The organism is Pseudomonas sp. SA233, assembly GCF_054792385.1.
In genome coordinates, this window is sequence record NZ_CP096449.1 from 799,904 (window position 1) to 824,050 (window position 24,147).

20 protein-coding genes, 1 tRNA gene and 1 pseudogene are annotated in these 24,147 nt (G+C 64.4%); 12 read left to right on the top strand and 10 right to left on the bottom strand.

Features of this window, described 5'->3' with window-relative positions:
- The first annotated feature begins 39 nt into the window (after window positions 1–39).
- A complete protein-coding gene (gene proB, locus M1D87_RS03705) occupies window positions 40–1,158 on the top strand; it encodes a glutamate 5-kinase (protein ID WP_015268899.1) in 1,119 nt (372 codons plus the stop codon).
- Window positions 1,155–1,616: a CreA family protein gene (locus M1D87_RS03710; RefSeq protein WP_123085692.1), complete on the top strand. Its 462-nt coding sequence runs from the start codon at window positions 1,155–1,157 to the stop codon at window positions 1,614–1,616. Before proB ends, M1D87_RS03710 begins: the two co-directional genes overlap by 4 nt.
- 139 nt (window positions 1,617–1,755) lie before the next feature.
- On the opposite strand, the gene mksF is transcribed toward M1D87_RS03710, so the two are convergent.
- Genes mksF through mksB form a run of 3 tightly spaced genes read right to left on the bottom strand, consistent with a single transcriptional unit; the run spans window position 1,756 to window position 6,573 of the window.
- Entirely contained in the window at window positions 1,756–4,590 is a 2,835-nt protein-coding gene (gene mksF, locus M1D87_RS03715; protein ID WP_015268901.1) for an Mks condensin complex protein MksF, read from the bottom strand.
- Complete coding sequence (gene mksE, locus M1D87_RS03720) at window positions 4,587–5,294, bottom strand: Mks condensin complex protein MksE (RefSeq protein ID WP_013970824.1); 708 nt, start codon at window positions 5,292–5,294, stop codon at window positions 4,587–4,589. The genes mksF and mksE overlap by 4 nt, the downstream gene beginning before the upstream one ends.
- Window positions 5,284–6,573, bottom strand: a complete 1,290-nt coding sequence (gene mksB, locus M1D87_RS03725; RefSeq protein ID WP_024086237.1) for an Mks condensin complex protein MksB — start codon at window positions 6,571–6,573, stop codon at window positions 5,284–5,286. Before mksB ends, mksE begins: the two co-directional genes overlap by 11 nt.
- 425 nt (window positions 6,574–6,998) lie before the next feature.
- Here mksB and M1D87_RS03730 point away from each other — a divergent pair, with 425 nt between their 5' ends.
- Both M1D87_RS03730 and rimI read left to right on the top strand, forming a co-directional pair.
- Window positions 6,999–7,784 (top strand): energy transducer TonB, encoded by a 786-nt coding sequence (locus M1D87_RS03730; protein ID WP_123085693.1) that lies wholly within the window; start codon window positions 6,999–7,001, stop codon window positions 7,782–7,784.
- Window positions 7,781–8,236, top strand: coding sequence for a ribosomal protein S18-alanine N-acetyltransferase (gene rimI, locus M1D87_RS03735; RefSeq protein ID WP_123085694.1), 456 nt, complete (start codon window positions 7,781–7,783; stop codon window positions 8,234–8,236). The genes M1D87_RS03730 and rimI overlap by 4 nt, the downstream gene beginning before the upstream one ends.
- Before the next feature lie 16 nt (window positions 8,237–8,252).
- Here the strand turns inward: rimI and M1D87_RS03740 are convergent, their stop codons facing one another.
- Window positions 8,253–9,410 carry a hypothetical protein gene (locus tag M1D87_RS03740; RefSeq protein ID WP_123085695.1) on the bottom strand — a complete coding sequence of 386 codons (1,158 nt, stop codon included), beginning with the start codon at window positions 9,408–9,410 and terminating at the stop codon, window positions 8,253–8,255.
- Window positions 9,411–9,477: 67 nt separating this feature from the next.
- Here M1D87_RS03740 and M1D87_RS03745 point away from each other — a divergent pair, with 67 nt between their 5' ends.
- Complete coding sequence (locus M1D87_RS03745) at window positions 9,478–10,059, top strand: D-Ala-D-Ala carboxypeptidase family metallohydrolase (RefSeq protein WP_421091785.1); 582 nt, start codon at window positions 9,478–9,480, stop codon at window positions 10,057–10,059.
- Here the strand turns inward: M1D87_RS03745 and M1D87_RS03750 are convergent.
- The gene (locus M1D87_RS03750; protein ID WP_123085696.1) at window positions 9,999–10,916 is read right to left on the bottom strand and encodes a LysR substrate-binding domain-containing protein; all 918 of its coding nucleotides are present in this window, start codon (window positions 10,914–10,916) and stop codon (window positions 9,999–10,001) included. The two genes, M1D87_RS03745 and M1D87_RS03750, sit on opposite strands and share 61 nt — an antisense overlap.
- Before the next feature lie 227 nt (window positions 10,917–11,143).
- Between M1D87_RS03750 and M1D87_RS03755 the strand changes: the two genes are divergently transcribed.
- Window positions 11,144–11,758 carry a LysE family translocator gene (locus M1D87_RS03755; RefSeq protein ID WP_024086240.1) on the top strand — a complete coding sequence of 205 codons (615 nt, stop codon included), beginning with the start codon at window positions 11,144–11,146 and terminating at the stop codon, window positions 11,756–11,758.
- A 101-nt stretch (window positions 11,759–11,859) separates the two neighbouring features.
- Here M1D87_RS03755 and M1D87_RS03760 read toward each other — a convergent pair.
- Window positions 11,860–11,936 (bottom strand) — tRNA-Met (locus M1D87_RS03760).
- Between the two features lie 100 nt (window positions 11,937–12,036).
- Window positions 12,037–12,609 (bottom strand): annotated as a pseudogene (locus tag M1D87_RS03765) (FecR family protein); the annotation flags it as partial.
- A gap of 182 nt (window positions 12,610–12,791) precedes the next feature.
- Here M1D87_RS03765 and M1D87_RS03770 point away from each other — a divergent pair.
- From M1D87_RS03770 to M1D87_RS03780, 3 genes are all read left to right on the top strand, one after another.
- Window positions 12,792–14,006 (top strand): MFS transporter, encoded by a 1,215-nt coding sequence (locus M1D87_RS03770; protein WP_023661338.1) that lies wholly within the window; start codon window positions 12,792–12,794, stop codon window positions 14,004–14,006.
- Between the two features lie 186 nt (window positions 14,007–14,192).
- Window positions 14,193–14,330, top strand: a complete 138-nt coding sequence (locus M1D87_RS03775) for a hypothetical protein (RefSeq protein WP_166674214.1) — start codon at window positions 14,193–14,195, stop codon at window positions 14,328–14,330.
- 83 nt (window positions 14,331–14,413) lie between these two features.
- Entirely contained in the window at window positions 14,414–15,571 is a 1,158-nt protein-coding gene (locus M1D87_RS03780; RefSeq protein WP_039614395.1) for an MFS transporter, read from the top strand.
- A 58-nt stretch (window positions 15,572–15,629) separates the two neighbouring features.
- On the opposite strand, the gene M1D87_RS03785 is transcribed toward M1D87_RS03780, so the two are convergent.
- The 3 genes from M1D87_RS03785 to M1D87_RS03795 form a co-directional block, all read right to left on the bottom strand.
- Entirely contained in the window at window positions 15,630–18,098 is a 2,469-nt protein-coding gene (locus M1D87_RS03785) for a TonB-dependent siderophore receptor (protein ID WP_123085631.1), read from the bottom strand.
- Window positions 18,099–18,194: 96 nt separating this feature from the next.
- Window positions 18,195–19,151: a FecR domain-containing protein gene (locus M1D87_RS03790; RefSeq protein ID WP_123085632.1), complete on the bottom strand. Its 957-nt coding sequence runs from the start codon at window positions 19,149–19,151 to the stop codon at window positions 18,195–18,197.
- On the bottom strand, window positions 19,138–19,653 hold the full coding sequence (locus M1D87_RS03795) for a sigma-70 family RNA polymerase sigma factor (protein WP_061303388.1): 516 nt from the start codon (window positions 19,651–19,653) through the stop codon (window positions 19,138–19,140). The genes M1D87_RS03790 and M1D87_RS03795 overlap by 14 nt, the downstream gene beginning before the upstream one ends.
- Window positions 19,654–19,825: 172 nt before the next feature.
- Between M1D87_RS03795 and M1D87_RS03800 the strand changes: the two genes are divergently transcribed.
- From M1D87_RS03800 to M1D87_RS03810, 3 genes are all read left to right on the top strand, one after another.
- Entirely contained in the window at window positions 19,826–20,452 is a 627-nt protein-coding gene (locus M1D87_RS03800; RefSeq protein WP_123085633.1) for a DNA-3-methyladenine glycosylase family protein, read from the top strand.
- Window positions 20,453–20,599: 147 nt separating this feature from the next.
- On the top strand, window positions 20,600–21,652 hold the full coding sequence (ada, locus tag M1D87_RS03805; RefSeq protein ID WP_061551978.1) for a bifunctional DNA-binding transcriptional regulator/O6-methylguanine-DNA methyltransferase Ada: 1,053 nt from the start codon (window positions 20,600–20,602) through the stop codon (window positions 21,650–21,652).
- A 56-nt stretch (window positions 21,653–21,708) separates the two neighbouring features.
- Entirely contained in the window at window positions 21,709–24,120 is a 2,412-nt protein-coding gene (locus tag M1D87_RS03810; RefSeq protein ID WP_123085634.1) for a DUF3772 domain-containing protein, read from the top strand.
- The last annotated feature ends 27 nt before the right edge of the window (window positions 24,121–24,147 follow it).

Sequence of the window (24,147 nt, forward strand, 5' to 3'; positions counted from 1 at the left end):
ATCCACGGTATCTACAGATTCGACATAGGTTGGAAGAAGATGCGAAGCAAGGTGACGGGCGCCAAGCGCTGGGTCGTGAAGATTGGCAGTGCTCTGCTGACCGCCGATGGCAAAGGCCTCGATCGCGGTGCCATGGCCGTTTGGGTCGAGCAGATGGTCGCGCTGCGTGAGGCAGGCGTGGAGTTGGTACTGGTCTCCTCCGGGGCCGTGGCTGCCGGCATGAGCCAGCTGGGCTGGACGTCGCGACCGAGTGCGATGAACGAGCTGCAGGCGGCTGCCTCGATCGGCCAGATGCGCCTGGTGCAGGCCTGGGAGTCGAGCTTCGGCGAGCACGGCAAGCACACCGCGCAAATCCTGCTGACCCATGACGACCTGTCCGACCGCAAGCGCTACCTGAACGCCCGCAGCACCCTGCGCACGCTGGTCGACCTGGGCGTGGTGCCGGTGATCAACGAAAACGATACCGTGGTCACCGATGAGATCCGCTTCGGCGACAACGACACCCTGGCGGCGCTGGTGGCCAACCTGGTCGAGGCTGACCTGCTGGTGATCCTCACCGACCGCGATGGCATGTTCGACGCCGACCCGCGCAACAACCCCGAAGCCCAGCTGATCTACGAGGCTCGCGCCGACGACCCGGCACTGGATGCCGTGGCCGGCGGTACCGGTGGCGCGCTGGGTCGTGGCGGCATGCAGACCAAGCTGCGCGCCGCGCGCCTGGCTGCCCGTTCCGGTGCCCACACCATCATCATCGGTGGCCGCATCGAGCGCGTGCTGGATCGCCTCAAGGCTGGCGAACGCCTGGGTACCTTGCTGTCGCCCGAGCGCGGCATGCTTGCCGCGCGCAAGCAGTGGCTGGCCGGCCACCTGCAGACCCGTGGCACCCTGGTGCTGGATGCCGGTGCCGTGCAGGCACTGCGCCAGGCCAACAAGAGCCTGCTGCCGGTTGGCGTGAAGACCGTGCAGGGCAGCTTCCGTCGTGGCGAGATGGTGGTGTGCGTCGGCCCGGACGGCCTGGAAGTAGCCCGTGGGCTGGCCAACTACAGCGCCCTTGAGGCGCAGAAGATCATCGGCCAGCCATCCGATGCCATCGAAAGCCTGCTGGGCTACAGCGCAGAACCGGAGTTGGTGCACCGCGACAACCTGGTGTTGGTATGAGCGTGCTGAAGCGGGTAATCGGCGTGGCGGCATTGATACTGCCAATGCTGGCCGGGGCCGAGGAAATCGGCCAGGTGTCCACCGTGTTCAAGTTCCTCGGGCCGAATGACCGCATTGTGGTCGAGGCGTTCGACGACCCCAAGGTCGAGGGCGTGACCTGCTACCTGTCGCGGGCCAAGACCGGCGGCGTGAAGGGTGGGCTGGGGCTGGCGGAGGACCGGGCGGAGGCATCGATTGCCTGTCGTCAGGTCGGGCCGATCAACTTCAAGGGTGAGCTGAAGGATGGCGAGGAAGTGTTCAAGGAACGCACCTCGCTGGTGTTCAAGACCATGCAGGTGGTGCGCTTCCTCGACAAGAAGCGCAATACGCTGGTGTACCTGGTGTACAGCGACCGCATGATCGAAGGCAGCCCGCAGAATGCGGTGACCGCGATTCCGATTCTGCCTTGGGCTCATTGATAGCTTGGTAGATTTTTGGGAGGCCTTTGGCCTCCATTCGCAGCACAAGGCTGCTCCTACATTGATCGGCGTATGCATACCTTTGTAGGAGCAGCCTTGTGCTGCGAAAGGGCCCCAAAGCGGCCCCACTACTCCGATATCAGGCCAACTCTTCGGCCTGATGATCCTCACGCACAACTGCCTTCACCTCATCCCGACGGCTGATGAACTTCCAGTCCGCCTCGTCGATGTAGATGCCATTCGGCCCACTGCCACCTTCCAGGTCGATCGCCACGCGCGCAGACACCTGCGGCTTCACGCTCGCCAGGATCGGCACGAAGCCGAGCTGCAGGCTGGTCTCCAGTAGTGCAGCCTGGTTGCGTTCGTCGATGTCCGCCGCTTCGTCCAGGTAGTACGGCAGGCGGATACGCCCGGCCAGGTCGCGGTCCATCAGGTGCAGCAACAGGTACATGTTGGTCAGCGCCTTGATGGTCATGGTGGTGCCGTTGGATGCCGCGCCGTCGATGTCGGCATGGATCACCGGCTGGCCGTTGACCTTGGTGATCTCGAACGCCAGCTCGAACAGGTCCTTCAGGCCCAGCTGGTTGTGGTTGGCCGCCACCAGCCGTGCCAGGTATTCCTTGGCCTCTTCGTTCTTGTTGTCCTGCTCGGCGCTCTGGGTCAGGTCGAATACCGACAGGGTTTCGCCTTCTTCGTACTGACCGGCGCTGTGGATGATCTGGTCGATGTGCTTGAGCGCTTCCTTGTTCGGCGCCAGCACCACGCGGAAGCTCTCCAGGTTGGATACCTGGCGCTTGTTGATCTCGCGGTTGAACAGCGCCAGCTGGTGCTCGAGGCTGTCGTAGTCGCTGCGGATGTTGCGCAGGGTCCGGGCGATGTCGGTGACCGCGGCGCGGCGTGCCTTGGCCAAGGTCAGGGCTTCGTCGGTGCGGTGCGCGTAGGCATTCACCAGCAGCTGCAGGCGGCGTTCCATGTCGTCTTCGCTGTCGAACTTGGCCACGCCTTTCAGGCGCACCTGGGCGTACAGCGCCTCGATCTGGTTGTCCACCCGCTGCAGGCTCTGCCAGCTGTCCTGGTAGTCGTTGAGCAGTGGCAGCAGGTTGTCCATCGAGTCGTCGATGGCTTCCATGTATGGCGTGCCGTAGGGCAGGTCGGCCGGCAGCAGCTGGCGACGGCGCAGGGCGTCTTCCAGGGTGCGCTGCTTGGCCTCGAGGTCGCCGATCTGCCGGCCGACCAGCTGCAGCTTGGCCGACAGCTGCTGGACACGTTCAGTGAAGGCGTCGCTGGAGCGTTTGAGTTCGTCCTGGGCGGCTTCGAGCTGCGACAGCTGTTCCAGCTTCTCGGGCTCTTCGGCGGCCAGGGTTTCGCTGCGGCGGAAGTCTTCCAGCGCTTTCTGCGCGTCCAGTACTTCCTGGTACAGGGCCTCGGTCTGCGCCTTGGAGGCGGAGCGGTCGGCGGCCACGGCTTGCTGGGTCTTGAGCTGCTTCAGCTCTTTTTCCAGGCGCTCTTTCTGGTCACGCAGGGCGGCACGGTCGGCCAGGGCCTGCAGTGCCGGTGGGTCGATGTGCGACAGGTCGATGGACAGGCCCGGGGCTTCGAAGCGTTCGCCCTTGAAGCCGTCGAGCACCGCTTCCAGCGATTTTACCCACAGGTCGCTGTCGTCCAGTTCGATACCGCGGTCACCCAGCGGCAGGCTGAACAGCGCGCCATTGAACAGGCGCATCAGGCGGTCGACGTCCTGCTGCGAGAACTCTTCGCGCAGGCGGGCGTAGCTGTTGTTGTCGGCGTGGTCGAGCTGTTGCTTGACCTGCTTCAGGCGCTTTTCCAGGTCGCGGACGCGTTCGTCCAGGTCTTCGGCGCTGAACTGCCGCGACTGGGCCAGGGCGCCGGCCAGTTCGTCGTGGGCGTCCTTGGCCGCCAGCAGTTGCTGCTCCAGCACCTTGACGTCATCGACCAGGGCGAAGCGATGTTTGAGCACCGACAGCTCGCCCAGCCAGCGCTGGATACCGGTGATTTCACGCTCCAGGCGCATCAGTTCCTGAGTACCGCCGCGCTGGTCGTTCTGCAGGCGGTCCTGCTCGCCACGGTAGTGCTCGGCCTGGATCACCAGCTCTTCCTTGCGCGCCATGGCGTATTCCTGCCAGGTGCCCAGCAGGGTGTCGAGCACTGGTGAAATGCGGTGCAGCTTGCCGCGCAGGATGTCGCGCTGGGCCACTCCACCGGCCAGGGCCTCGACCAGCGGGCCGGCGGCGACCAGGGCGTTGTAGTCCTGTTCCATGCGGCGCACGTCGCGGAAGGCTTCCTCGCATGCGGCGATGTAGTCGACGCTACCGGAGCGCAGGCTGTGCTCGAAAGCGTCGAGGAACAGCTGCTTGAGCTTGGCGGCGGTGATTTCGCGCATGTGCAGCAGGTTGATGAACAGCGCGCGGAAGGTTTTCAGGCTTTGCTCGCTGGTCGAGCGCAGCGGGATCATGGTCAGGTCCAGCGGCACCGAGGTGTGGCCACCGACCAGCAGACGACGCAGTTCGTCCGGCTTCAGCTCGTAGGCCTTGATCCCCAGGCGCTCGAGGTTGGTGAACAGCTCTTTCTGGCGCAGGCAGGTGTCGTTCTTCTGGTAGTGGGCCAGGTCCAGTTCGCCCTTGTAGGCAAAGAACTGGTGACCGAAACCGCCGCCCGGGCCGCGGCCGACAACGCCGATGACGTGCGGGCCGTGGGGCAGGCTCAGTTCGCAGAGAATGTACGAGGTGTCGCTGGCGAAGTAGAAGCGGCGCGACTGCTCGAGGCTGTACTTGCCGAAGCTCATGTCCGACATGCGCGCCAGGATCGGGAACTGCAGGGCGTTGATCGACGCCGATTTACCCAGGTTGTTGGCACCGTATACCGACAGTGGGTGCTCCAGCGGGAACAGGCCAAGGCTGTAGCCGGCGGTGTTGAGCAGTGCGAAGCGGCGGATGCCGTAGCGTTCCTGGCTCATGCGTCAATCTCCTGTTGCTCTTCGCGGATGGCCCGGGCCAGGGCTTCCTCTTCGCTTTCCTCGCCCTCGAAGGGGCTGAGGTCGAGCGGGTCGTCGGTGCGGTTGAGTTCTTCGGGGCTTTCTTCCTCGACCAGTACCGGGGTCGGCAGCGGCAGGTCGCTGTGCAGGGTGGCCGCCAGGTCGCGGTCCTGCTGCACGGCCAGGCACACGTCGAGGAAGCGATGCATCGGCGGCAGGAAGCGGTAGATGCCGCCTTCCTCGAAAGCGAAGCCGAGCTGGGTCATGCGGCGCAGGATTTTTTCTTCCAGCTCGTCCACGGTCTGCACTTCGGCCTGCAGGAACAGGTCGCGGTACTTGTCCAGCAGCGAGGGCAGTTCGTCACGGCCGATGCTGCCGCCATCGAGCACGGCCATCGGGTCGCGGCCCTGGTCGGCCAGGTGTTCGACCAGGATGAAGGTGAACAGCGACAGGCGCTGCGCGGTCTTGTTGACCTGCGCGGCGGTCATGTCCGGCACGAAGTAGTAGAAGCCACGGGTGTCGCACACCAGTTCGAAGCCCAGGGCCTTGAACAGGGTGCGGTACTGGTCCTGGAAATTCGACAGCTGGGCGTACAGCTCGGGGTCGCGGCGGCTGACGTGGAAGCCTTTGAACAGCTCGCGGAAGATCGGCGCGAGCTGGGACAGTTCGGAAAGATCAAGATGCATGGGCTGGGCTCGCGTTGGATTCGGTAGGCGCGCTGGCGGCGTCTTCGCGGCTGGAGGTCAGGGCGAACGAGCGCAGGCTGACCAGGTGTTCCTGGGTGATGTACTCGCGGCGGTCGAGGCGTTCGCGCTTGAAGCGCTTTTCCCGCGACAGGCGCGAGAACCAGTACAGCAGCTCGTCGGTGGCGCCTTCGGGTTCCTGCTCCAGCAGCCAGACCATCAGGTCGGGCAGCGGCAGGGCCTGTTCGCAGCGTTCGGCCATTTCCTTGACCGTGCGCGGTGCACGGGGCAGGGCGCCGGACTGGGTCTTGTGGGCCTTGGGGAAGCGCGCCGGCTTGGGCTCGAAGCGGGCCAGTGCGTAGACATAGGCCTCGACCTGGCTGGCGCTGCCGAGGAAGGTGCTTTGCGGGCGGGTGAACATCGGCATGGCCGCTTGCGGTACGGCGTCGATGCCCTTGCGCCGGATCACCGACAGGGCCAGTGCGGCGCCACGGGTCACGGCGTTGTGCCGGCGGGCTTCTTCACGCAGCGGCAGCAGCAGTTCGCGGGCGTGGCGCAGGGTCAGCTGGGCGCTGGTCTGCATTTCCAGGATGCGCGCATGGGTGCGCAGCAGCATGTCGTCGTCGACCAGGTGGCCCAGGCGCGCCTGTTCGCCCAGCAGCTTCAGCAGCACGGTCTCGACCTTGCGCACGCCCTGTTCGAAGGCGCCGTCGGCGTTGACCAGCTGGATCATCGGCTCGACATACTCGTCCCAGGTCGCCAGTACTTCGGCATAGCGCTGGCGCAGCGGGATCTGGCGGTTGCTGGTCTTGGCCCGCTCGGCCACGGCCACCAGTGCCTGCTCGTCGTTGTCGAGCTTCTTCAGTACATCGCGCACGCGCATGTCGAGCAGGCGCAGCTGGCGCGCCAGGTCGTCGCTGTCGCGGTTGTCGAAGGCGTCCTGGATATGCCCGGCCAGGCGCTCCAGGTGGCGCAGGTAGGCTTCGATCTCCAGGCACAGGCCCAGCCGGTGTTCGCGGCGCAGGTAGGCGAGGAAGTCGTGGATCTGCGCGTTGAGCTCGAAACGGTTCGGGCTCTTGGCCACCGGGACCAGGATATCCAGGCGGATCCATACGTCGAGCAGCTGGGTGATGTCCTGCGGGGTGCTCTCGACCTGCTGGCGGGCCACATGCTGACGCAATTCGACCAGGCTCAGGGTGCCCTGGTCGAAACGCTCGCACAGCGGCTCGATCAGGGCCCAGTGTTCGGCTAGGGCGCGCAGGACGCGCTTGGGTTCGATCATTGGCTTCGACTCGTTGCCAAGAAAAAGGGGGCGATTGTACTGCATCCGGGGGGGAGGTTTTCACCCCTTGGTCTGTAATGAGAAATAACCTTGTGTGTATGGGTATGGTTCGGTTTTTGTAGTGGCATTTAGATCGAGCGCCGCCCGCGCGGCGCTTCGCAGCACAAGGCTGCTCCTACATCTGTTTCGGGCCAATTATTTCTGAAGGAGCGGCGCGCGGCCCTTTGGTGTTCACCTCGATAACGTGCAGGGCAAACAAGGCGGCCGCGTGCGCGGGGACAGGCGTGACTGGCCAGAAACAAATGTAGGAGCAGCCTTGTGCTGCGAAGCGCCGCGCGAGCGGCGCTCGGTCTGATAGGCGCTGCAAAAACCAAGGCGTACACGTTAGAATGGCCAATTGTCTCCACCCCTCGGAACCCGGCCCCTTGCTCACCGAACCCCGTCGCCGCGCCTACCTTTCCGCCATGCAAGTGGTGCACTGGCTGCCGCGCGCCGAACTGCCGTTCGCCGCACCGTCGCGGCCCGAGCTGCTGCTGCCGGTGGCGCCGGTCGAGGACCTCGACTTCGACGTCAGGCCGGCACCGGCTGCCAACGAGGCGCCAATCACCCCACAGGCCCGCTCCGGCGAGCGGCCGAAAATCGAGATTCCGCGCCCGGGCAGTGCGCCCAAGCCGGCCAACAAGCCTGTCGAGGCCGATGAGCAGGCCACGCCACCGCGCCCGGCCATGGTGCCACCCCCGCGCTTCTCGCTGCAGCTGCTGCGAGCCGGCAGCTGCCTGCTGCTGGTGGAGTTGGCCACCGGCCAGCCGTTCCAGAGCCGCGACCCGTCGTACCTGCTGCTCAAGGACATGCTGCGCGCCGCCGGCCTGCCCGACGCACCGCAGATCATCGGCGAGCCGGTGCGCTGGCCGCTGCTGGTGCGCGGCAACATGGACCAGGGCCCGGAGGCGGCGCGCGATTTTGTCCAGGGCTTTGTCCAGGCGCGCCTGGAGGACGCCCCGTGCACCTGCCTGTGGCTGGTCGGCCTGCCGGCGCTGCGCTTTGCCGCCAATGTCGACGGCGAAGCCTATTACCAAACCCTGAAGCTCGAGGGCCTGGGCGAAGCCTGGGCCTTGCCGGGCCTTGAACTGTTGATGGACGAGCCGCAGCGCAAGGCGGACGTCTGGAAAGCCATGCGCCAGCTGATGGCGCGCTGGAAGAGCGTTGAATGAGTGACTCGATCAGCTTCCGCCGGATGACCGAGGCGGATCTGGATGCCGTACTTAAGATCGAATATGCCGCGTTCAGTCATCCCTGGACTCGAGGGATCTTTCAGGATGCGCTCAAATCGTATGAGGTCTGGCTGATGTTCGACGGCCAGCAGCAGGTGGGCCATGGCGTGATCAACGTGATCATCGATGAGGTCCACCTGCTCAACATCACCGTCAAGCCGGAAAACCAGGGCCGCGGCCTGGGCCTGCGGCTGCTCGAGCATCTGATGGCCCGGGCCTACCAGCTCAATGGCCGCGAGTGCTTCCTGGAAGTGCGTGCCAGCAACCAGTCGGCCTATCGTTTGTACGAACGCTTTGGTTTCAACGAAATCGGCCGCCGCCGCGACTATTACCCGGTTGCCGGCGGCCGTGAAGACGCCTTGGTGATGGCCTGCACCCTGCTCGAAGATTGAGCAGGGCGGGCTTCAATCACAGGTCCTGTGGCTGAGCCTCCATCGGCTTGGCCAGGTCGCGCAGGCTTCTGCTCACGCTGCCGGTATTGCATTTTGCCGCCGCCTGCTCCGGCGTGTACTTGCGAATGGTGCGGAAGAACAGCTCGCAGGTCTGTTTCTTCTGTGTAACCTGCCACTTGGTCGAGCAGGCATCCAGCGTCAGCTTGGCATCGGCCCGTTGATTGCGCCCCATCCCTGCCTGCCAGCAGGCCGCCGTCAGGTCCTGCCCCATCATTTTCAAGCCGGCAGCATCAGCTGCATCCTGGTCGCCGCCGTGGCTGTCCTTGTTTGCCGCATACCAGATGGCACTAGGGTGGTTGGCACCCAGTACCGGTACCTTGGCACCTGCCTGCGGGCTGATGCTGACCAGGCCCAGCACATTCACCTGCGGCCCGTACTGCTGCTGGATCCAGCTGCGTACTGGCGCGCCGAATGCCACCATCGGCAGAGGCCTGGCGGGGTTTTGCAGGGTCATCTCGCTGACCATGCGCACCTGGTAGTCCTTGAAGTAGCTGTAGGTTTCCTTCAGCGTTTCACCCGCGCTGGCGGGGGCGGCGATGGGAGCGATATCGATGATGGTCTGGTAGGCCGGGGTCTGGCTGGCGTCGACGCCGTTGAATGTCAACAGCTCAGCCCAGCGGTCGGTGGTGTTGGAGCGCAGGTAGTCCTGGGCCTGGGTCAGCGAGTAGTCCGGCGGGAAGTGCAGCAGTTCGATGCTGCGGCGGTTCTGCAGGGCCATGCCCAGCGGCAGGAACAGATACCAGTCGTAGGACCATTTGCCGTCCTCGTTCAGCCGGGTGGCCGCCTGATAGGCCAGTTCACCGCTGTCGAGCAGCTTGCGCAGGGGTTTTGCATAGTTGGCGGGTACGCCACTGATGGTTGCGTGCAGGCGATCGTTGTCGCGGCTTACATGCACCTGGGCCGCGGCATGGCCGTCGCGGCGTACGCTCTGTGTCAGATAGTGTTCTACGGTTTGCTCCAGGGTCCAGTCGCGATAACAGATCACGTGACAGTTGTTGGGGAAGGCGAAAAGGCGGGTGACGCGCTGGGCGTCGCCCAGGTCGATTCGCGCATCGGCGGCTGCAAGGCCGCTGAAGGCCAGGGCGGCAAGGCTCGGTAATGCCATCTTGTGCATGCTTAACTCCTTGTTGGGCGCAGCCGTATTCGGCAGCGTGGCACATACTGTGGCAAGGGGAGCAGGGATGAAAAGGGCTGGATGGCTGCCGCTGGTGCTGGGCATGTTGGGTGCAGGAGCGCAGGCCGATGAGCGTGATATCTGGTTGTTCGCGCAATGGGCCGGGGACCATCAGACACGGCCATTTCGCGAGATGCTTGTGGATGCCCGTCTTTATGGCGTGGTGCCGATCCATCAGCTGCTGCGTTCGGCTTCGGACTGGAAGCAGTGCCAAGCGTCCCCCTTCGCCGTGCCGCCCGCCAGCAACTGGCCGGCAGTGCGCTCGACGCTCTCGCTGATAAAGACGCTTCATGACCAGGGCATCCTGCGTCAGTTCGAGGTGTTTTCAGCCTATCGAGCCCCGCGCCTGAATGCCTGCGCCGGCGGGGCGGCCAACAGCGCCCATACCCGGGTGTTCGCTGTCGATATCTTGCTGCCCGAGTGGGCGGACCCCAACCCGCTGTGCCGGTTCTGGCAGCAATACGGCCAGGCCTGGAACATGGGCCTGGGGCGCTACCCCTCCGGGCGTATTCATGTGGATACCGCGGGTTACCGTACCTGGGGTGGTGACGGCCGTGCGGGTTCGTCGTTCTGTATCAAGCCCAGATGAGCCAGGCAGCTCCTGCATTCGCCCATCACCCACGTGGCGAAGCGCTGGCGCTTGCCGTCGTCTTCCAGCGGCAAGGGGCTGAGCAGGTGGTAGGCCGAGCCGTCACGCACGAAGCCGAACGGTGCCTGCAACTGCCCATTGTCGAGTTCGTCGCGCACCATGAGGGCTGAGGCCATGGCCAGGCCCAGGCCGGCGCTGGCGGCCTGAATCGACAGGTAGAAGTGCTGGTAGTCGCTGCGCTCGGTGTGCCGGACCTGTTGGCCGCTCAGGCGCAGCCAGTTGGGCCAGGCGCCGGGGCGGGTGGCGCTGTGCAGCAGGCGCTGGCCTTCGAGTTGGAGGGGGACGGTGGGGTGGCAGACCGGGCCGATCCATTCGTCGCAGATCTTCTGGTTGTACAGCTGTTTGTCCCAGTGGAAGTCATCGCGGCGAATTGCCAGGTCGACACCACTGCGTGCGAAGTCCAATGGCCCGCCAGCGGCCACCAGGTGCAACTGCAGGTCGGGATGGGCGGCGTGGAAGCGGGGCAGGCGCGGGATCAGCCAGCGCATGGCGATGGTCGGCTCGCACGACAGCACCAGTACGTTGTCGCGGGCCTGTTGTTGCAAGCGCTGCACGGCGCCTTCGAGCTGCTCGAAGATCGCCTGGGTAGTGCCCTGCAAGGCACGGCCGGCAGGGGTGAGGAAAATGGCCCGGTTGCGGCGCTCGAACAACTCCACACCCAGGCTTTCTTCAAGCAGACGCACCTGGCGGCTGACTGCGCCATGGGTGACATGCAGGTGCTCGGCGGCGCGCACGAAGCTCTCGGTCTGGGCGGCTATGTCGAAGTAGCGGAAGGCGTTGAGTGGCGGCAGTTTCATGGCATTCCTGTTTGTCTGTGCCGGCCTCTCGCGGGTAAACCCGCTCCCACAGGTGATGCGCCGCCCCTGTAGGAGCGGGTTTACCCGCGAAGAGGCCGACACAGGCTCTAGATATCTGTGAGGAAAGCTATCAGATTTGCTTCACTATAAATCGATTTTTCCTGGTCTATAAGCTCTCGATAATTACCCGGTCTGTGCATTTCCATCGCCTATCGAGAGCCACCAGCATGACCGAACTCATCGCCGTCGCCCTGTTCACCCTGCTTGCCGTCATCAGCCCCGGTGCCGACTTCGCCATGGTCACCCGCAGCAGTTATGCACAGGGCCGCAAGGCCGGGCTGGCTGCTGCCGTGGGCATTGCCCTGGGGGTGCAGGTGCACGTCCTGTACACGGTGCTGGGCATCGCGGTGATCATCAGCCAGAGCCCGACCCTGTTCCTGGGCATGAAAGTGCTGGGCGCGGGTTACCTGGTCTACCTGGGTTTCCAGTCGCTGACCAACACCCGGCGTATCAGCCTCGACGGGGTTGCCGCATCAGCCACCAGCGTAACGCAGGCCCTGCGCACGGGCTTTCTGACCAACGCCCTCAACCCCAAGACCATGCTGTTCGTGATCAGTGCCTTCACCCAGGTAGTGCAACCGGGTAGCTCGTTGGCGCTGGATTTTGCCTACGGCGCTTTCATGTCGATTGCTCACTGGGTGTGGTTCAGCCTGGTGGCGGTATTTTTCTCCAGTACGGCATTGCGCAAGGCGATGATCGAGCGGCAAAGGCTGGTGGACCGGGTAATCGGCCTGGCGCTGATCGGGTTGGGCCTGGCCGTGGCGGTGACCGGAATGCGTTGAGGTGGCAATTGCATGCCCTGTACGGGAAGGGTGCAGGCCTGTGGTAATTTTCCGCAGGCAAAGAAAAAGGGCTTACCTTGCGGTAAGCCCTTCGTCTTGTTTGGTGGCTACACAGGGACTTGAACCCCGGACCCCAGCATTATGAATGCTATGCTCTAACCAACTGAGCTATGTAGCCGATGGCGCGCATTATTCTCTTGAACGGCCCCCCTGTCAACACTCATTTCAAAAAAAATTTGCACGCTTTCAAAAACTTAGCGGCCAGGCCCGGGTTCTGCCTTGCCCAACGGCATGTCGCCGGCTTTCAACTGCCCGCTGCGCCAGCCATCGGCGGCCTTGAGGTCGGCTTTCCGTACCGGGCCGATATGCGCGCCATCGAAGGTTACCCGCTCACCCATCGATACCATACGCTGTTCGCTGCCTTGGATAACCATGGCCTTGCCACTGAGCACCACCAGTTCGTCATGGCCTACATGGCGGGCGACCTGCAGGCGGGTACCGAACACCTGGATGCGCGCGTCGCCCACTGCTATCTCCATGGCCCTGCCGTCGAGCATCACTTCCAGGTATACCCGGCCCTGCACCAGGTGCAGTTGGCGCGTGCGGCCACGCAGGTCGGCGTTCATCGCACTGGCGCTGCCCAGGTGCAGGGTGGTGCCATCGGCCAGGCGGATGCTGCGGCGCTCACCTGTATCGGTATGCAATTCGCTGCCCAGGCGCTGTATCAGCGGCCAGTACAGGTAGGCGGTAGCGGCCAGCCCCAGGAGGAACAATAGCGCCAGCCATTTGCCCAGATGGCTGCGGTGCGCGTTGATCTGCCGTGGACGGACGCGAACGGGCATTGGGCTCATGGGGTTGGTGTGCTCGCGATTAGGGCCGTTTCGCCCAACGATGACGGGTATTTTGGCCAAGGATGCTAATTATATTGAGAACCATTTTCAAGTGTGTCGCAGACAAAGGAAATAAAAGGTAGCTATGTATCTATTTGTTTTCCGATAATCGGATCCCAAACTACGGACGGAGATTCAGGCACATGGCTATCAGTAGCGCCTCCACGGCGCCCACCAGTGCGGCAGCGAGCCAAGCCACGCCGCTGGTGATGCGCATAATCGGTTTCTGCGCCCTGGCGCACCTGATCAATGACCTGATCCAGTCTGTGCTGCCGGCGATCTACCCGATGCTCAAGGCCAACTACGACCTGAGTTTCGCCCAGATCGGCATGATCACCCTGACGTTCCAGATCACCGCCTCGCTGCTGCAACCTTGGGTCGGCTTTTTTACCGATCGCCGACCGGCACCGAACCTGCTGCCACTGGGCACCCTGTGTACCCTGGTGGGTATCGTGATGCTGGCCTTCGTCGGCAGCTTCCCGATGATTCTGCTGGCCTCGGCCCTGGTGGGTATCGGCTCGTCGACCTTCCACCCGGAAACCTCGCGTATTGCGCGCCTGGCATCGGGCGGGCGCTTCGGCCTGGCCCAGTCGACCTTCCAGGTCGGTGGCAACACCGGGTCGGCTTTGGGGCCGCTGCTGGCGGCAGCCATTGTCATTCCGTTCGGCCAGAGCCACGTGGCCTGGTTCGGTTTGGCTGCGCTGTTCTTTCTCGGCGTCACCCTGATGCTGCGTGGCTGGTACAAGGAGCACCTCAACCAGGCCAAGGCGCGCAAGGCTGTGCAGGCGACCCACGGCATTTCCCGCGGGCGGGTGGTGGCGGCGCTGATCGTGCTGGGCCTGCTGGTGTTCTCCAAGTACTTCTACATGGCCAGCTTTACCAGCTATTTCACCTTCTACCTGATCGAGAAGTTCGATGTGTCGGTGGCCAGCTCGCAGCTGCACCTGTTCCTGTTCCTTGGTGCGGTGGCGGCGGGTACCTTCTTTGGCGGGCCGATCGGTGACCGCATCGGGCGCAAGGCCGTGATCTGGTTTTCGATCCTTGGCGTGGCGCCGTTCACCCTGGTGCTGCCGTATGCCGATCTGTTCTGGACCACCGTGTTGAGCGTGGTGATCGGCTTTATCCTGGCTTCGGCGTTTTCCGCGATCGTGGTGTATGCGCAGGAGCTGGTACCGGGCAGCGTGGGCATGATTGCCGGGATCTTCTTCGGGCTGATGTTCGGCTTTGGTGGCATCGGTGCGGCCTTGCTGGGGTATGTGGCGGACCTGCGTGGCATCGAGTACGTGTACGAGGTGTGTTCGTTCCTGCCTTTGTTCGGGTTGCTGGCGGTGTTCTTGCCAAGTACCGGCAAGCGCTGATATTGCCGGGGCTGCTTTGCAGCCCATCGCGACACAAGGCCGCTCCTACAGGGGACTGCGTACTGTTGTAGGAGCGGCCTTGTGTCGCGAAACGGCCTCGTAGAGGCCCCCTGGGCAATTGACGAGCCAACCTGCGGTGGCCTAGAGTCCGCCCTTTCTTCAACCACCTGCGTAGTAGTCAAAGCAATGTGCCGTACCCAGTCCCTGCCAAACGCCCGCCAGCCTGCCTTCCAGGCCCTGCGTCGTGCGTGGCCGAGCGACACGGTGCTCAAGCGTCGCCGCAGCGTGCTGTTTGCCTTCACCTTCTCGCCACACCTCGCCTGAACTGATCTGCGCTTTCGCGTCGCTCGCCGCCCTGGCGTGCGCGCCTGTGTCTGCACGTCTTTTCGGTTTGCAAGGAGTGGTACATGAACATGCGTTTGCTGGCGGGCCTGTTGTTCGCCGTTTCGGTCGTGGGTTTCAGTTTGGGGGCCAGCCTGCCGCTGGTGTCGTTGCGCCTGCATGAAGCCGGTGCGAGCACCCTGGAAATCGGCATCATCTCGGCCATCCCCGCTGCGGGCATGATGCTCTCGGCGTTCCTGGTCGACGCCTGCTGTCGCCACCTGACCCGGCGCACCATCTACCTGCTGTGCTTCAGCCTGTGCACGCTCAGCATTGCCTTGCTCGAGTCGGCGTTCGGCTCGCTGTGGCAGCTGGCGCTGTTGCGCCTGGGCCTGGGGCTGGGCATGGGTATCGCCATCATCCTCGGCGAGTCGTGGGTCAACGAACTGTGCCCGGAGCACAACCGCGGCAAGATCATGGCCCTCTACGCCACCAGCTTCACCGGCTTCCAGGTGCTCGGCCCGGCAATGCTGGCGGTGCTGGGCGCCGACAGCCCGTGGATCACCGGTGTGGTCACCGCCTGCTATGGCCTGGCGCTGCTGTGCATCGTGCTGACCGTACCCAACGACCATGTCGAACATGAAGAAGGTGAAAAGAGCTTCGGCCTGGCCGGTTTCTTCCGTGTGGCGCCGGCGTTATGCGTGGCGGTACTGTTCTTCTCGTTCTTCGATGCCGTGGTGCTGTCGCTGCTGCCGGTGTATGCCACCAGCCATGGCTTTGCCGTGGGCGTGGCGGCGCTGATGGTGACCGTCGTGTTTGCCGGTGACATGTTGTTCCAGTTGCCGCTTGGCTGGTTGGCCGACCGGGTGGAGCGCACCGGGCTGCACCTGGTATGCGGGCTGCTGGCGATGGCGATCGGTATCGGCCTGCCCTGGTTGCTGAACCTGACCTGGTTGCTATGGCCGCTGCTGGTGCTGCTGGGCGCCGTGGCAGGCGGCATCTATACCCTGGCGCTGGTACTGATCGGGCAGCGCTTCAAGGGGCAGGACCTGGTTACCGCCAATGCCAGCGTGGGTTTGCTGTGGGGTGTGGGTAGCCTGGTCGGGCCCTTGGTGAGCGGTGCGGCAATGGATGTGGCGCCGCATGGTCTGCCCATCGCGCTGGCGCTGATGGCTGGGTTGTTCGTGTGCTTTGCCCGGCAGTCGTACCGGCGTGCGGGGCGGTTGCGGGCGGTGGCGGACTGATGTCCTTCAGGGCTGCGCGGTCCTACAGGGGCCGCACAGCCGGTCAGGCAAATGCCTGTCAGAAACTCCCGCGCAAGGTCACCGACACATTGCGTGGCTCGCCCCAGTAGTACCCCGTCGCCGTGGTACCGATCTGCCGGTAGTACTTTTTGTCGAAGATGTTGTTGGCGTTGAGTTGCACTGAGTAGTTGTCGTTGATGCGATAACCGAGCATGCCGTTGTACACCGCATACCCCGCCTGGGTCGCCTTGGCCGTGCCGCTTTCGGAATAGATGTCGCTCTGCGCCTGCACGCCGCCACCAATGGTCCAGGCGTCCAGCGTGCCCGGCAGGCGGTAGCTGGTGAACAGCCGCAGCATGTGCTCCGGGTCGGTGGTGCGGATCGCGTTGCCATTGGTGGCTGCCGAGTTCTTCAGGTACTCGGTGGTGTTGTAGGTGTAGCCGCCGGTGACCTGCCAGCCCGGCAGCACTTCGCCGGTAATCTCCAGGTCGATGCCCTCGCTGCGGCTCTTGCCTGAGGCGATCTTGCAGCGGCCGGTGGTGCCGTTGCAGCCGATCTCCGTGGACATGTCATCCACCGGCGTACCCACCTGGTTGATACGGAAAAACGCCAGGCTGGTGTTCAACCGGCCATCGTAGAACTCGCCCTTGATGCCCGTTTCGTAGGCTTCGCCGATGATCGGGTCGAGTACCGAGTTGTTCTTGTCCACCACTGTCTGCGGGCTGAATATCTCGGTGTAGCTGGCGTACACGCTGAAGTTGTCATTCAGGTCGTAGATCAGCGCCGCGTACGGCACGATCTTCTCGTCGACGCTGAACTTGCCGTTGGCACCGGTGTTGTTTTCCTGCTCGTAGTCATACCAGTTGGCCCGTGCGCCGATGATCGCGGTCAGCGGTTCGGCCAGCGAAATGCGCCAGGTGGCGTGTGCGGCTTGCTGGGTGGTACGGGTGCGCACCGGGTGGGCGGTTATGTCGATGTCCGGCTCGGGCAGGCTGGTTTTCGGGTCCCAGTAGCGGATGTCGTACAGCCCGGAAATCACCCGGTTGGTGGCCGAGGCGTAGGAGTCGTTGCGGATCCGCTCGACCCCGACCATCAACTCGTGGGTGCGGCCAAACAGGTCGAACGGGCCGTTGAGGGTGGCGCTCAGATTGTTCTGCAGGCTCTCGCCGCCGTCGCCTTCGGTAACCTGGTATCGCATCAGGTACGGGTTGCCGGTGGGATTCAGGTTGGCCGGTGCGCGCTCCATATAGGTTTGCTTGAAGCCATGGTCGTCCAGCTCGAAGTGGGTACGCAGGGCCATCAGCTTCAGGGTCCAGTCGTTGTCGAAGCGGTGTTCCAGTTCGGCAAAGGTGTTCAGGTTGCTGCGGTCCCAGCGGTTCCAGTCGGCGCCCAGGTAGGTGCTGCGGCCGAAGGGCAGGGGGGCGCCGGTGGCGTCGGCGGGCAGGTTGCCCCAGGCGCCAGTGGCGTCGAGTTTGGTCCACTCGAGACCGGTGGTCAGCGTGGTGCTGTCGTCCAGGTCGAAGGCCAGCGAGCCGCCGAACGCTTCCTTGCGCTCCATGCGCGAGTCCTGGAACAGGTCGCGGTCGTCATGCACGGCGATCATCCGCCCGCGCACGTTGCCGGTTTCGGTCAGCGGGCCAGAGATATCGGCCACGTAGCGCTGGGCATTCCACGAGCCCAGGGTCACGCTGGCCGTAGCCTGGAAGTCATGGGTCGGGCGCTTGCGCACCAGGTTCACCGTGCCCGACGGGTTGCCGGCGCCACGCAGCATGCCGGTGGCGCCGCGCAGCACTTCGGCGCGGTCGATGAACGCTGAGTCGGTCTGGATGAACGAACCGCCACCGCTGCTCTGCACCACGGTGGCGCCGTCGTACTGGATGGCATCGATGGCAAAGCCACGCGAGTAGTACTGCACCCGCTCGCTGTCGGTGTAGTTGACCACCACGCCGGGTGTCTGCTCCAGCAGGTTGGTCAGGTTGGTGATGTTCTGGTCATCGATGCGCTGGCGGGTTATCACGCTGACCGATTGCGGAGTATGGCGAAGGGTTTGCGGCATCTTGCCGATGGTCACTTCGCCGGTAGTGTAGGAGCCGGTGTGCTCGGTGGTTTCGCCCAGGCGATCGCTGGAGATGCTGGTCGCGCCCAGCTCAAGGGCGTTTCCCACATCCAGTGCCGGGATCAGCAGGAAGCTGGTTGCACTTTCCTGCTGGACCTGCACGTTGCTGCCCTGCAACAGGATCGACAGCGCCCCCGCACTGTCATGTCGGCCCTGCACCCCTCGGGTGGTCTTGCCCTGCAGGCTGTTCGCGTCGAACGACAGGCTCAGGCCGCCCTGGCGGGCCAACTGGTCCAGCGCGGGGGCCAGCGGGCCGGCCGGGATGTTCCAGTCGGTCTGCTGGCTCTGGCTGGCCGTTGCAGCCTGGGCCATGGCCGGGAAGGCACCGCCAGCTGCCAGGCCAAGGCCGAACACGGCCGCGCGCACGGCACGGCGCAGCCTGTCGTTGCGAGGGGAACACGGGGCAATCATGAAGCGCTCCTGAAGGTTGTGAAGACCACTTTTCGGGTTTTGTTCCTTCAGGCCGGACGAGAATGAGATTCCACCTCATTTATTTTCGGAATTTTTTCAGGCCGCACCGATGCTCACCCAATAACGCGTGCGGTAGTCGACCCGCACCGGCAGGCTGCGGGTGAGCAGCTGCAGGATCTGCCCGGTGTCGGCCAGCTGGTAGGTACCGGACACCTTCAGGTTTGCCACTTCGGGGGCACAGCGCAGCAGGCCCGGGCGGTAGCGCGCCAGCTCGGCGATGAACTCGCCCAGCGGCATCTGCTGGACGCTGAGCACGCCGTCGGTCCAGCCCCAGGGGTCGCTGTGCAGCGTCACCGCCTGGAAACTGCCGCTCGCCCACACCTGCAAGGTTTCGCCTGGCAGCACCCGACGTGGCGAGGCCGAGGTGGGGAACAGCGTGACGTCGCCCCGGCGTACGGCCAGCAGCAGCCCCTGGTCGTTCTCGCGCAGCAGCAGTTGGCCGTCGAGGGTGGCAAGTTGGCCAACGCGGGTGTCGATGCGAAACGGGCGGTTATCGTTGGGGTTGCTGTCCAGGCTCACCTCGCCACGCACCAGTTGCAGCCGGCGCTGCTCGGCGCTGTAACGCAGGTCGATGGCGCTGGCGGTATTGAGCTGGATGCGGCTGCCATCGCTGCCTTGCAGTTGGCGGCGCTCGCCGGTGGCGGTGCTGCTGTCGGCCAGCAGCTGAGGTATGCCCAGCGGTTCGCGAGCGGCCCAGCCCAGGCTGCCGCCCACGGCCAGCACGGCCAGCAGTTTGAGGTGGTCGCGGCGGCTGATGCGCTGGCGCTGGCTGCCATCCAGAGTGCGGCGGCTCAGGCCCTTGGGCAGCCCGGCCAGTTCGTCACTGAGGTGGCTGACCCGCTGCCAGGCCAAGGGGTTGTGCGGATGGCTGGCCAGCCAGTGCTGGAACTGCTGCTCGGTGCGCGGGCAGGGGCTGTCGAAGCGCAACTTCACCAACCAGTCGATGGCCTGGTCGACCTGCGCCTGCGCGGGCGCGCTGTCAGGCGTCGGCATAGCGCAACCGGTAGCAGACGCCCAGGGCCTTGGCCAAGTCCCGCTCGACGGTGGCCCGCGACACACCCAGGCGCAGGGCGATCTGCACGATGCTCAAACCGTCGAGCTGAGCCAGCAGGAATGCCTGGCGGGCACGCGGTTTCAGCTGGTGCAGGGCTTGGTCGAGGCGCGCCAGGGTATCAAGGATGACCAGTCGATCTTCTTCGCTGGGCACTTCGGCTTCGGGTAGGTGAGCCAGGCTTTCCTGGTAGGCCCGTTCCAGCGCACGGCGACGGAACTGGTCGATCATCAGGCCACGGGCGATGCTGCTGAGGTAGGCGCGTGGCTCCTTCAGCGGCGACAGCTGGCGCGCCCGCAAAAGCCGCACGAAGGTATCCTGGGCCAGGTCGGCGGCGTGCTCGCTGCAACCGACCCGGCTGCGCAGCCAGCCGCTAAGCCAGCTGTGGTGGGCCTGGTAGAGCAGAGCGACCTCGGTCGGCTTGAGCGTGTCGTTGATCTGCATCTTGGCGAAGGCCCGGTCCTGTGGATACATGCGATTGTGAATGGTTCTCAATTCTATGCGGGGATGCTGGCGCGGAGCAATGGCATGCCAGGAATTAGTCGCGCAAGAACCGGCGTTTGCCCGATGAACGGCTGCGCTAAGCTGGACCTGCAATCGACTTGATGGAGGTGCCATGATCTTGGCCGACCTTTCGCCTGACGCGTACCGCGAGGCCACCGAATACCTGGCGGCGCTCGACCCGGACTGGTCGCGGCATATCGCGGCGACCGGGCCTTGCCTGCACCAGGCCACGCCGGGGCGTGAACCTTACGAAGTGCTGGTGCGAGCGATTGCCTACCAGCAACTGCATGCCCGTGCTGCCGAGGCAATTCTTGGGCGTTTGCTGGCGTTGTTCCCGGAGGCTGCGTTCCCAGGGCCGGAGCAGTTGTTGGCGGTTACACCGGAAAACATGCGCGCCTGTGGTTTTTCCGCGAGCAAGATGGCGACGATCCAGGGTATTGCCCAAGGCCGGCTGGATGGCCTGGTGCCGAGCCGGGAAGAGGCGCTGGCCATGGCTGACGAGGCGTTGATCGAGCGGCTGGTGGCATTGCGCGGGGTAGGGCGGTGGACGGTGGAGATGTTGCTCATCTACAGCCTGGCGCGTTCAGACGTTCTGCCGGTCGACGATTTTGGCGTGCGCGAGGGGTATCGGCGGCTGAAGGGGCTGGACAAGGCGCCGACGCCGGCGCAAATGCGTTCGCTGGGTGGCGGCTGGCGGCCATACCGCACCGTGGCGGCCTGGTACCTGTGGCGGGCCTGAGGTTTTGCACTGCCTGTGCCGGCCCTTTCGCGGGCAAGCCCGCTCCCACAAGGATTCCACAGCCTTGAAAGGCTATGCAGTACCTGTGGGAGCGGGTTTACCCGCGAAAGGGCCGGCACAGGCAACAACCTATCTGGACATTTACCAATGAACCCCTACACCACCCCCGACCAACGCTGGCAAGCCGTAGAATCCCGCGAAACCGCCGCCACCGGCCACTTCGTCTACGCCGTGCGCACCACCGGCATCTACTGCCACCCCGGCTGCAAATCGCGTCTTGCCAAGCGAACCAATGTCGAGTTCTACGACACCCCAGCTGCCGCCGAAACCGCCGGCTACCGCGCCTGCAAACGTTGCACCGCCACCACCAGCGCCACCCGCCATAGCCAGCTGGTCACCCGCGCCTGCCGCCTGATCGAAGCCACCGACCCGGCACCCAGCCTCGACCAACTCAGCGCCCAACTGGCCGTCAGCCCTTTTCACCTGCATCGCCTGTTCAAGGCTGAAACCGGCCTGACCCCCAAGGCCTATGCCACCGCTTTCCGTGCCCGGCGCCTGCGCGCCCACCTGGAAGATGGCCAGCGCTCTGTCACCGATGCCATCTATGACGCCGGCTACAACTCCAACAGCCGCTTCTACGAAAGCGCCGACCAGCGCCTGGGCATGCGTCCGCGGCAATACCGCGCCGGCGGCGCCGGGGCAACCATCCACTTCGCCCTTGGCCAATGCTCCTTGGGTGCCATCCTGGTGGCCCAGAGCGAGAAAGGCATTTGCGCGATCCTGCTGGGCGACGATCCCGAGGCCCTGCTGCACGATCTGCAGGACCAGTTCCCCAAGGCCCACCTGGTCGGCGGCGACAGTGCTTACGAACGGTTGGTCGCCGAGGTGGTGGGATTCGTCGAAGCACCCGCGCTGGGCCTGGCCCTGCCACTGGATGTGCAAGGCACTGCGTTCCAGGAGCGGGTGTGGCAAGCCCTGCGCGAGGTGCCGGCCGGCAGCCGGGTCAGCTACACCGACATCGCCGAGCGCATCGGCGCGCCCAAGGCGGTGCGTGCGGTGGCCATGGCCTGCGCGGCCAACCACATCGCCGTGGCCATCCCCTGTCATCGGGTGGTCCGCCGCGACGGCGACATCAGTGGTTACCGCTGGGGCATCGAGCGCAAACAGCAGTTGCTCAAACGAGAAACGGCACTCTCCTGATCGCGTGAAGCCGCGTAGAATCCCCCGCCAAATCGAATTGTAAAGAGGAATATTCGATGAGGCGTGTCAGCCTTGCCCGTTATTGTCCAGGCCTGATGGTTTTCATGGCCCTGATGCTTGCCATTGCCAGCCCGGCCTGGTCGGCCCCGGCCACGCCATTGTCCAATCTGGCGGTTGCCGAAGCGGACGTGCTGGATGAAAACGCCAGCATCGAGCAGTTGAGCGAGCGGCTGGACCAGATACGCCAGGGCGTTACCAGCGACGCCAATGACGATCTGCTTTCGCAGTTGCGCCTGGGCGCAATGCAGGTGCAGCGTCAGGCCGACGCGTTGACTGCCCTGCGCACCACTGATGTTGAAAAAGTCGACGACAAGCTCAAGGTCATCGGCCCGGTCCAGCCGGACGAGGCGGCTACCCTGACCCAGCAGCGTAAAGCGCTGGAGGCCGAGAAGAAGGCCTTGGTGGCGCAGCGGGACCAGGCCTCCAAGCTGACCCAGTCGGCGCGCGACTTGTCCACGCAAATCGTCAACCTGCGCCGCAGCCAGTTCAACTCGCAGATCACCAGCCGCGCGGCCTCACCGCTGACCCCGGCATTCTGGCAGAGCATCATTCGCCCCACCCAGGACGATGTTGCACGCCTGCGTGACCTGCGTGGTGAGACGGCTGATGCCATCGGCAGTGCCTTCAGCGCTGAAAATCGCTGGCTGTTCATTACCAGCCTGGTAGCGGCAATCCTGGTCTGGACCTTGGTGCGCCGCGTGCTCGAGCGCCTTCTCGCCGGCGCCATGGTCAGCTGGCTGCCCGAAGGCCGCCTGCGCCGCAGTGCGCTGGCGCTGGGTGTCAGCCTGGCAACCTTGGGCACCATCGCCGGCTCGGTCTCGCTGCTGCGTTGGGGGCTGGAGAGCAGCGCCGAGTTGGGCGCCGATATCGCCAGCCTGGCCAATCATGTACTTGCCCTGGTGGTGTTCAGTGCCTTCATCACCGGCCTGGGCCGCGCCATGCTGATGCTGCAGCGTCCGTCCTGGCGCCTGCCGCCTATTCACGATGAAGTGGCCAGCGCCCTGGGCTGGTTCCCCAAGGTGCTGGCGTTGGCGCTGATGGTCATGATGACCATGGAACGCATCAACAGCGTGATCGGTGCCAGCCTGGCGCTGACCGTGGCGGTCAACGGCCTGACCGCGCTGGTAGTGGCGTTCACCTTCGCCGGTGCGCTGCTGCGTTACCGCCGCACCCTGCGCAAGCATGACCTGGAGCGCCCCACAGGCCTGGCCGGGCTGATCCCGTTCGTGATGGTGATCTGGCTTACGTTGATCCTGCTGGCCTTGCTCGCCGGTTACCTGACACTCGCCTACTTCCTCACCGCCAAGCTGCTGTGGGTCAGCCTGGTGATTACCTGTGCCTACCTGCTGACCACGTTCTTTGGCGACCTCTGCGAAACCCTGCTGTCGCCCCGCCAGCCCGGCGGCCTGGCGCTGGCCTCGACCCTGGGCCTGGCGCCACGTCACCAGGCCCAGGCCAGCACCATCCTGGCCGGTATCGGCCGCACCGTGGTGCTGTTCCTGGCGTTGTTGCTGGCACTGATGCCGTCGGGCACCAGCCCCAGCGAACTGCTGTTGAGCCTGGGTGATTGGGACGAGACCGGCGGCAAGCTGCTGGGCAACATGAACATTGTCCCCCAGGATATTTTGCTGGCAGTGGTGATGTTCCTCGGCGGCCTGTTCGCCATCCGCGTGGTCAAGCGCTGGCTGAGCGATCGCCTGCTGCCGGAAACCGACATGGACGCCGGCATGCGTGCCTCGCTGGTGACTCTGGTGGGTTACCTGGGCTTTATCTTCCTGGCCATGCTGGTGATGTCGACCCTGCGCATCAACCTCACCAGCCTGACCTGGGTGGTCAGTGCCCTGTCGGTGGGTATCGGTTTCGGCTTGCAGCAGATCGTGCAGAACTTCATTTCCGGCCTGATCCTGCTGACCGAGCGCCCGGTCAAGGTGGGCGACTGGGTCAGCCTGGCGGGTGTCGAGGGCGACATTCGCCGTATCAACGTGCGCGCCACCGAGATCCAGATGTCCGACCGCTCGACGGTTATCGTGCCCAACTCGCAGTTCATCTCGCAGAACGTGCGTAACGTGACCATGGGCAACGCCCTGGGCGTGGTCGGCATTACCCTGACCATGCCGCTGGAGACCGATGCCAACCGCGTGCGTGAACTGCTGCTGGCGGCTTACCAGGAGCACGAGGCGATTCTGGATGCGCCGGCTACCTCGGTCACCTTCAAGGACCTGACCAGCAGCGGCATGGTGATAGGTGTGAGTGGTTACGTGGCGGGGCCGCGGCAGGTGTCCGGTACGCGCAGTGACCTGTTGTTCACCATCCTTGGGCGCCTGCGTGATGAAGGTATTGCCCTGTCGTCGCCGCAGAGCATGGTGTTGGTGCAAGAGAATGCACGGCCGGCTGACGAGCCGATGTGAGCATCGGGGGCTGCGTTGCAGCCCATC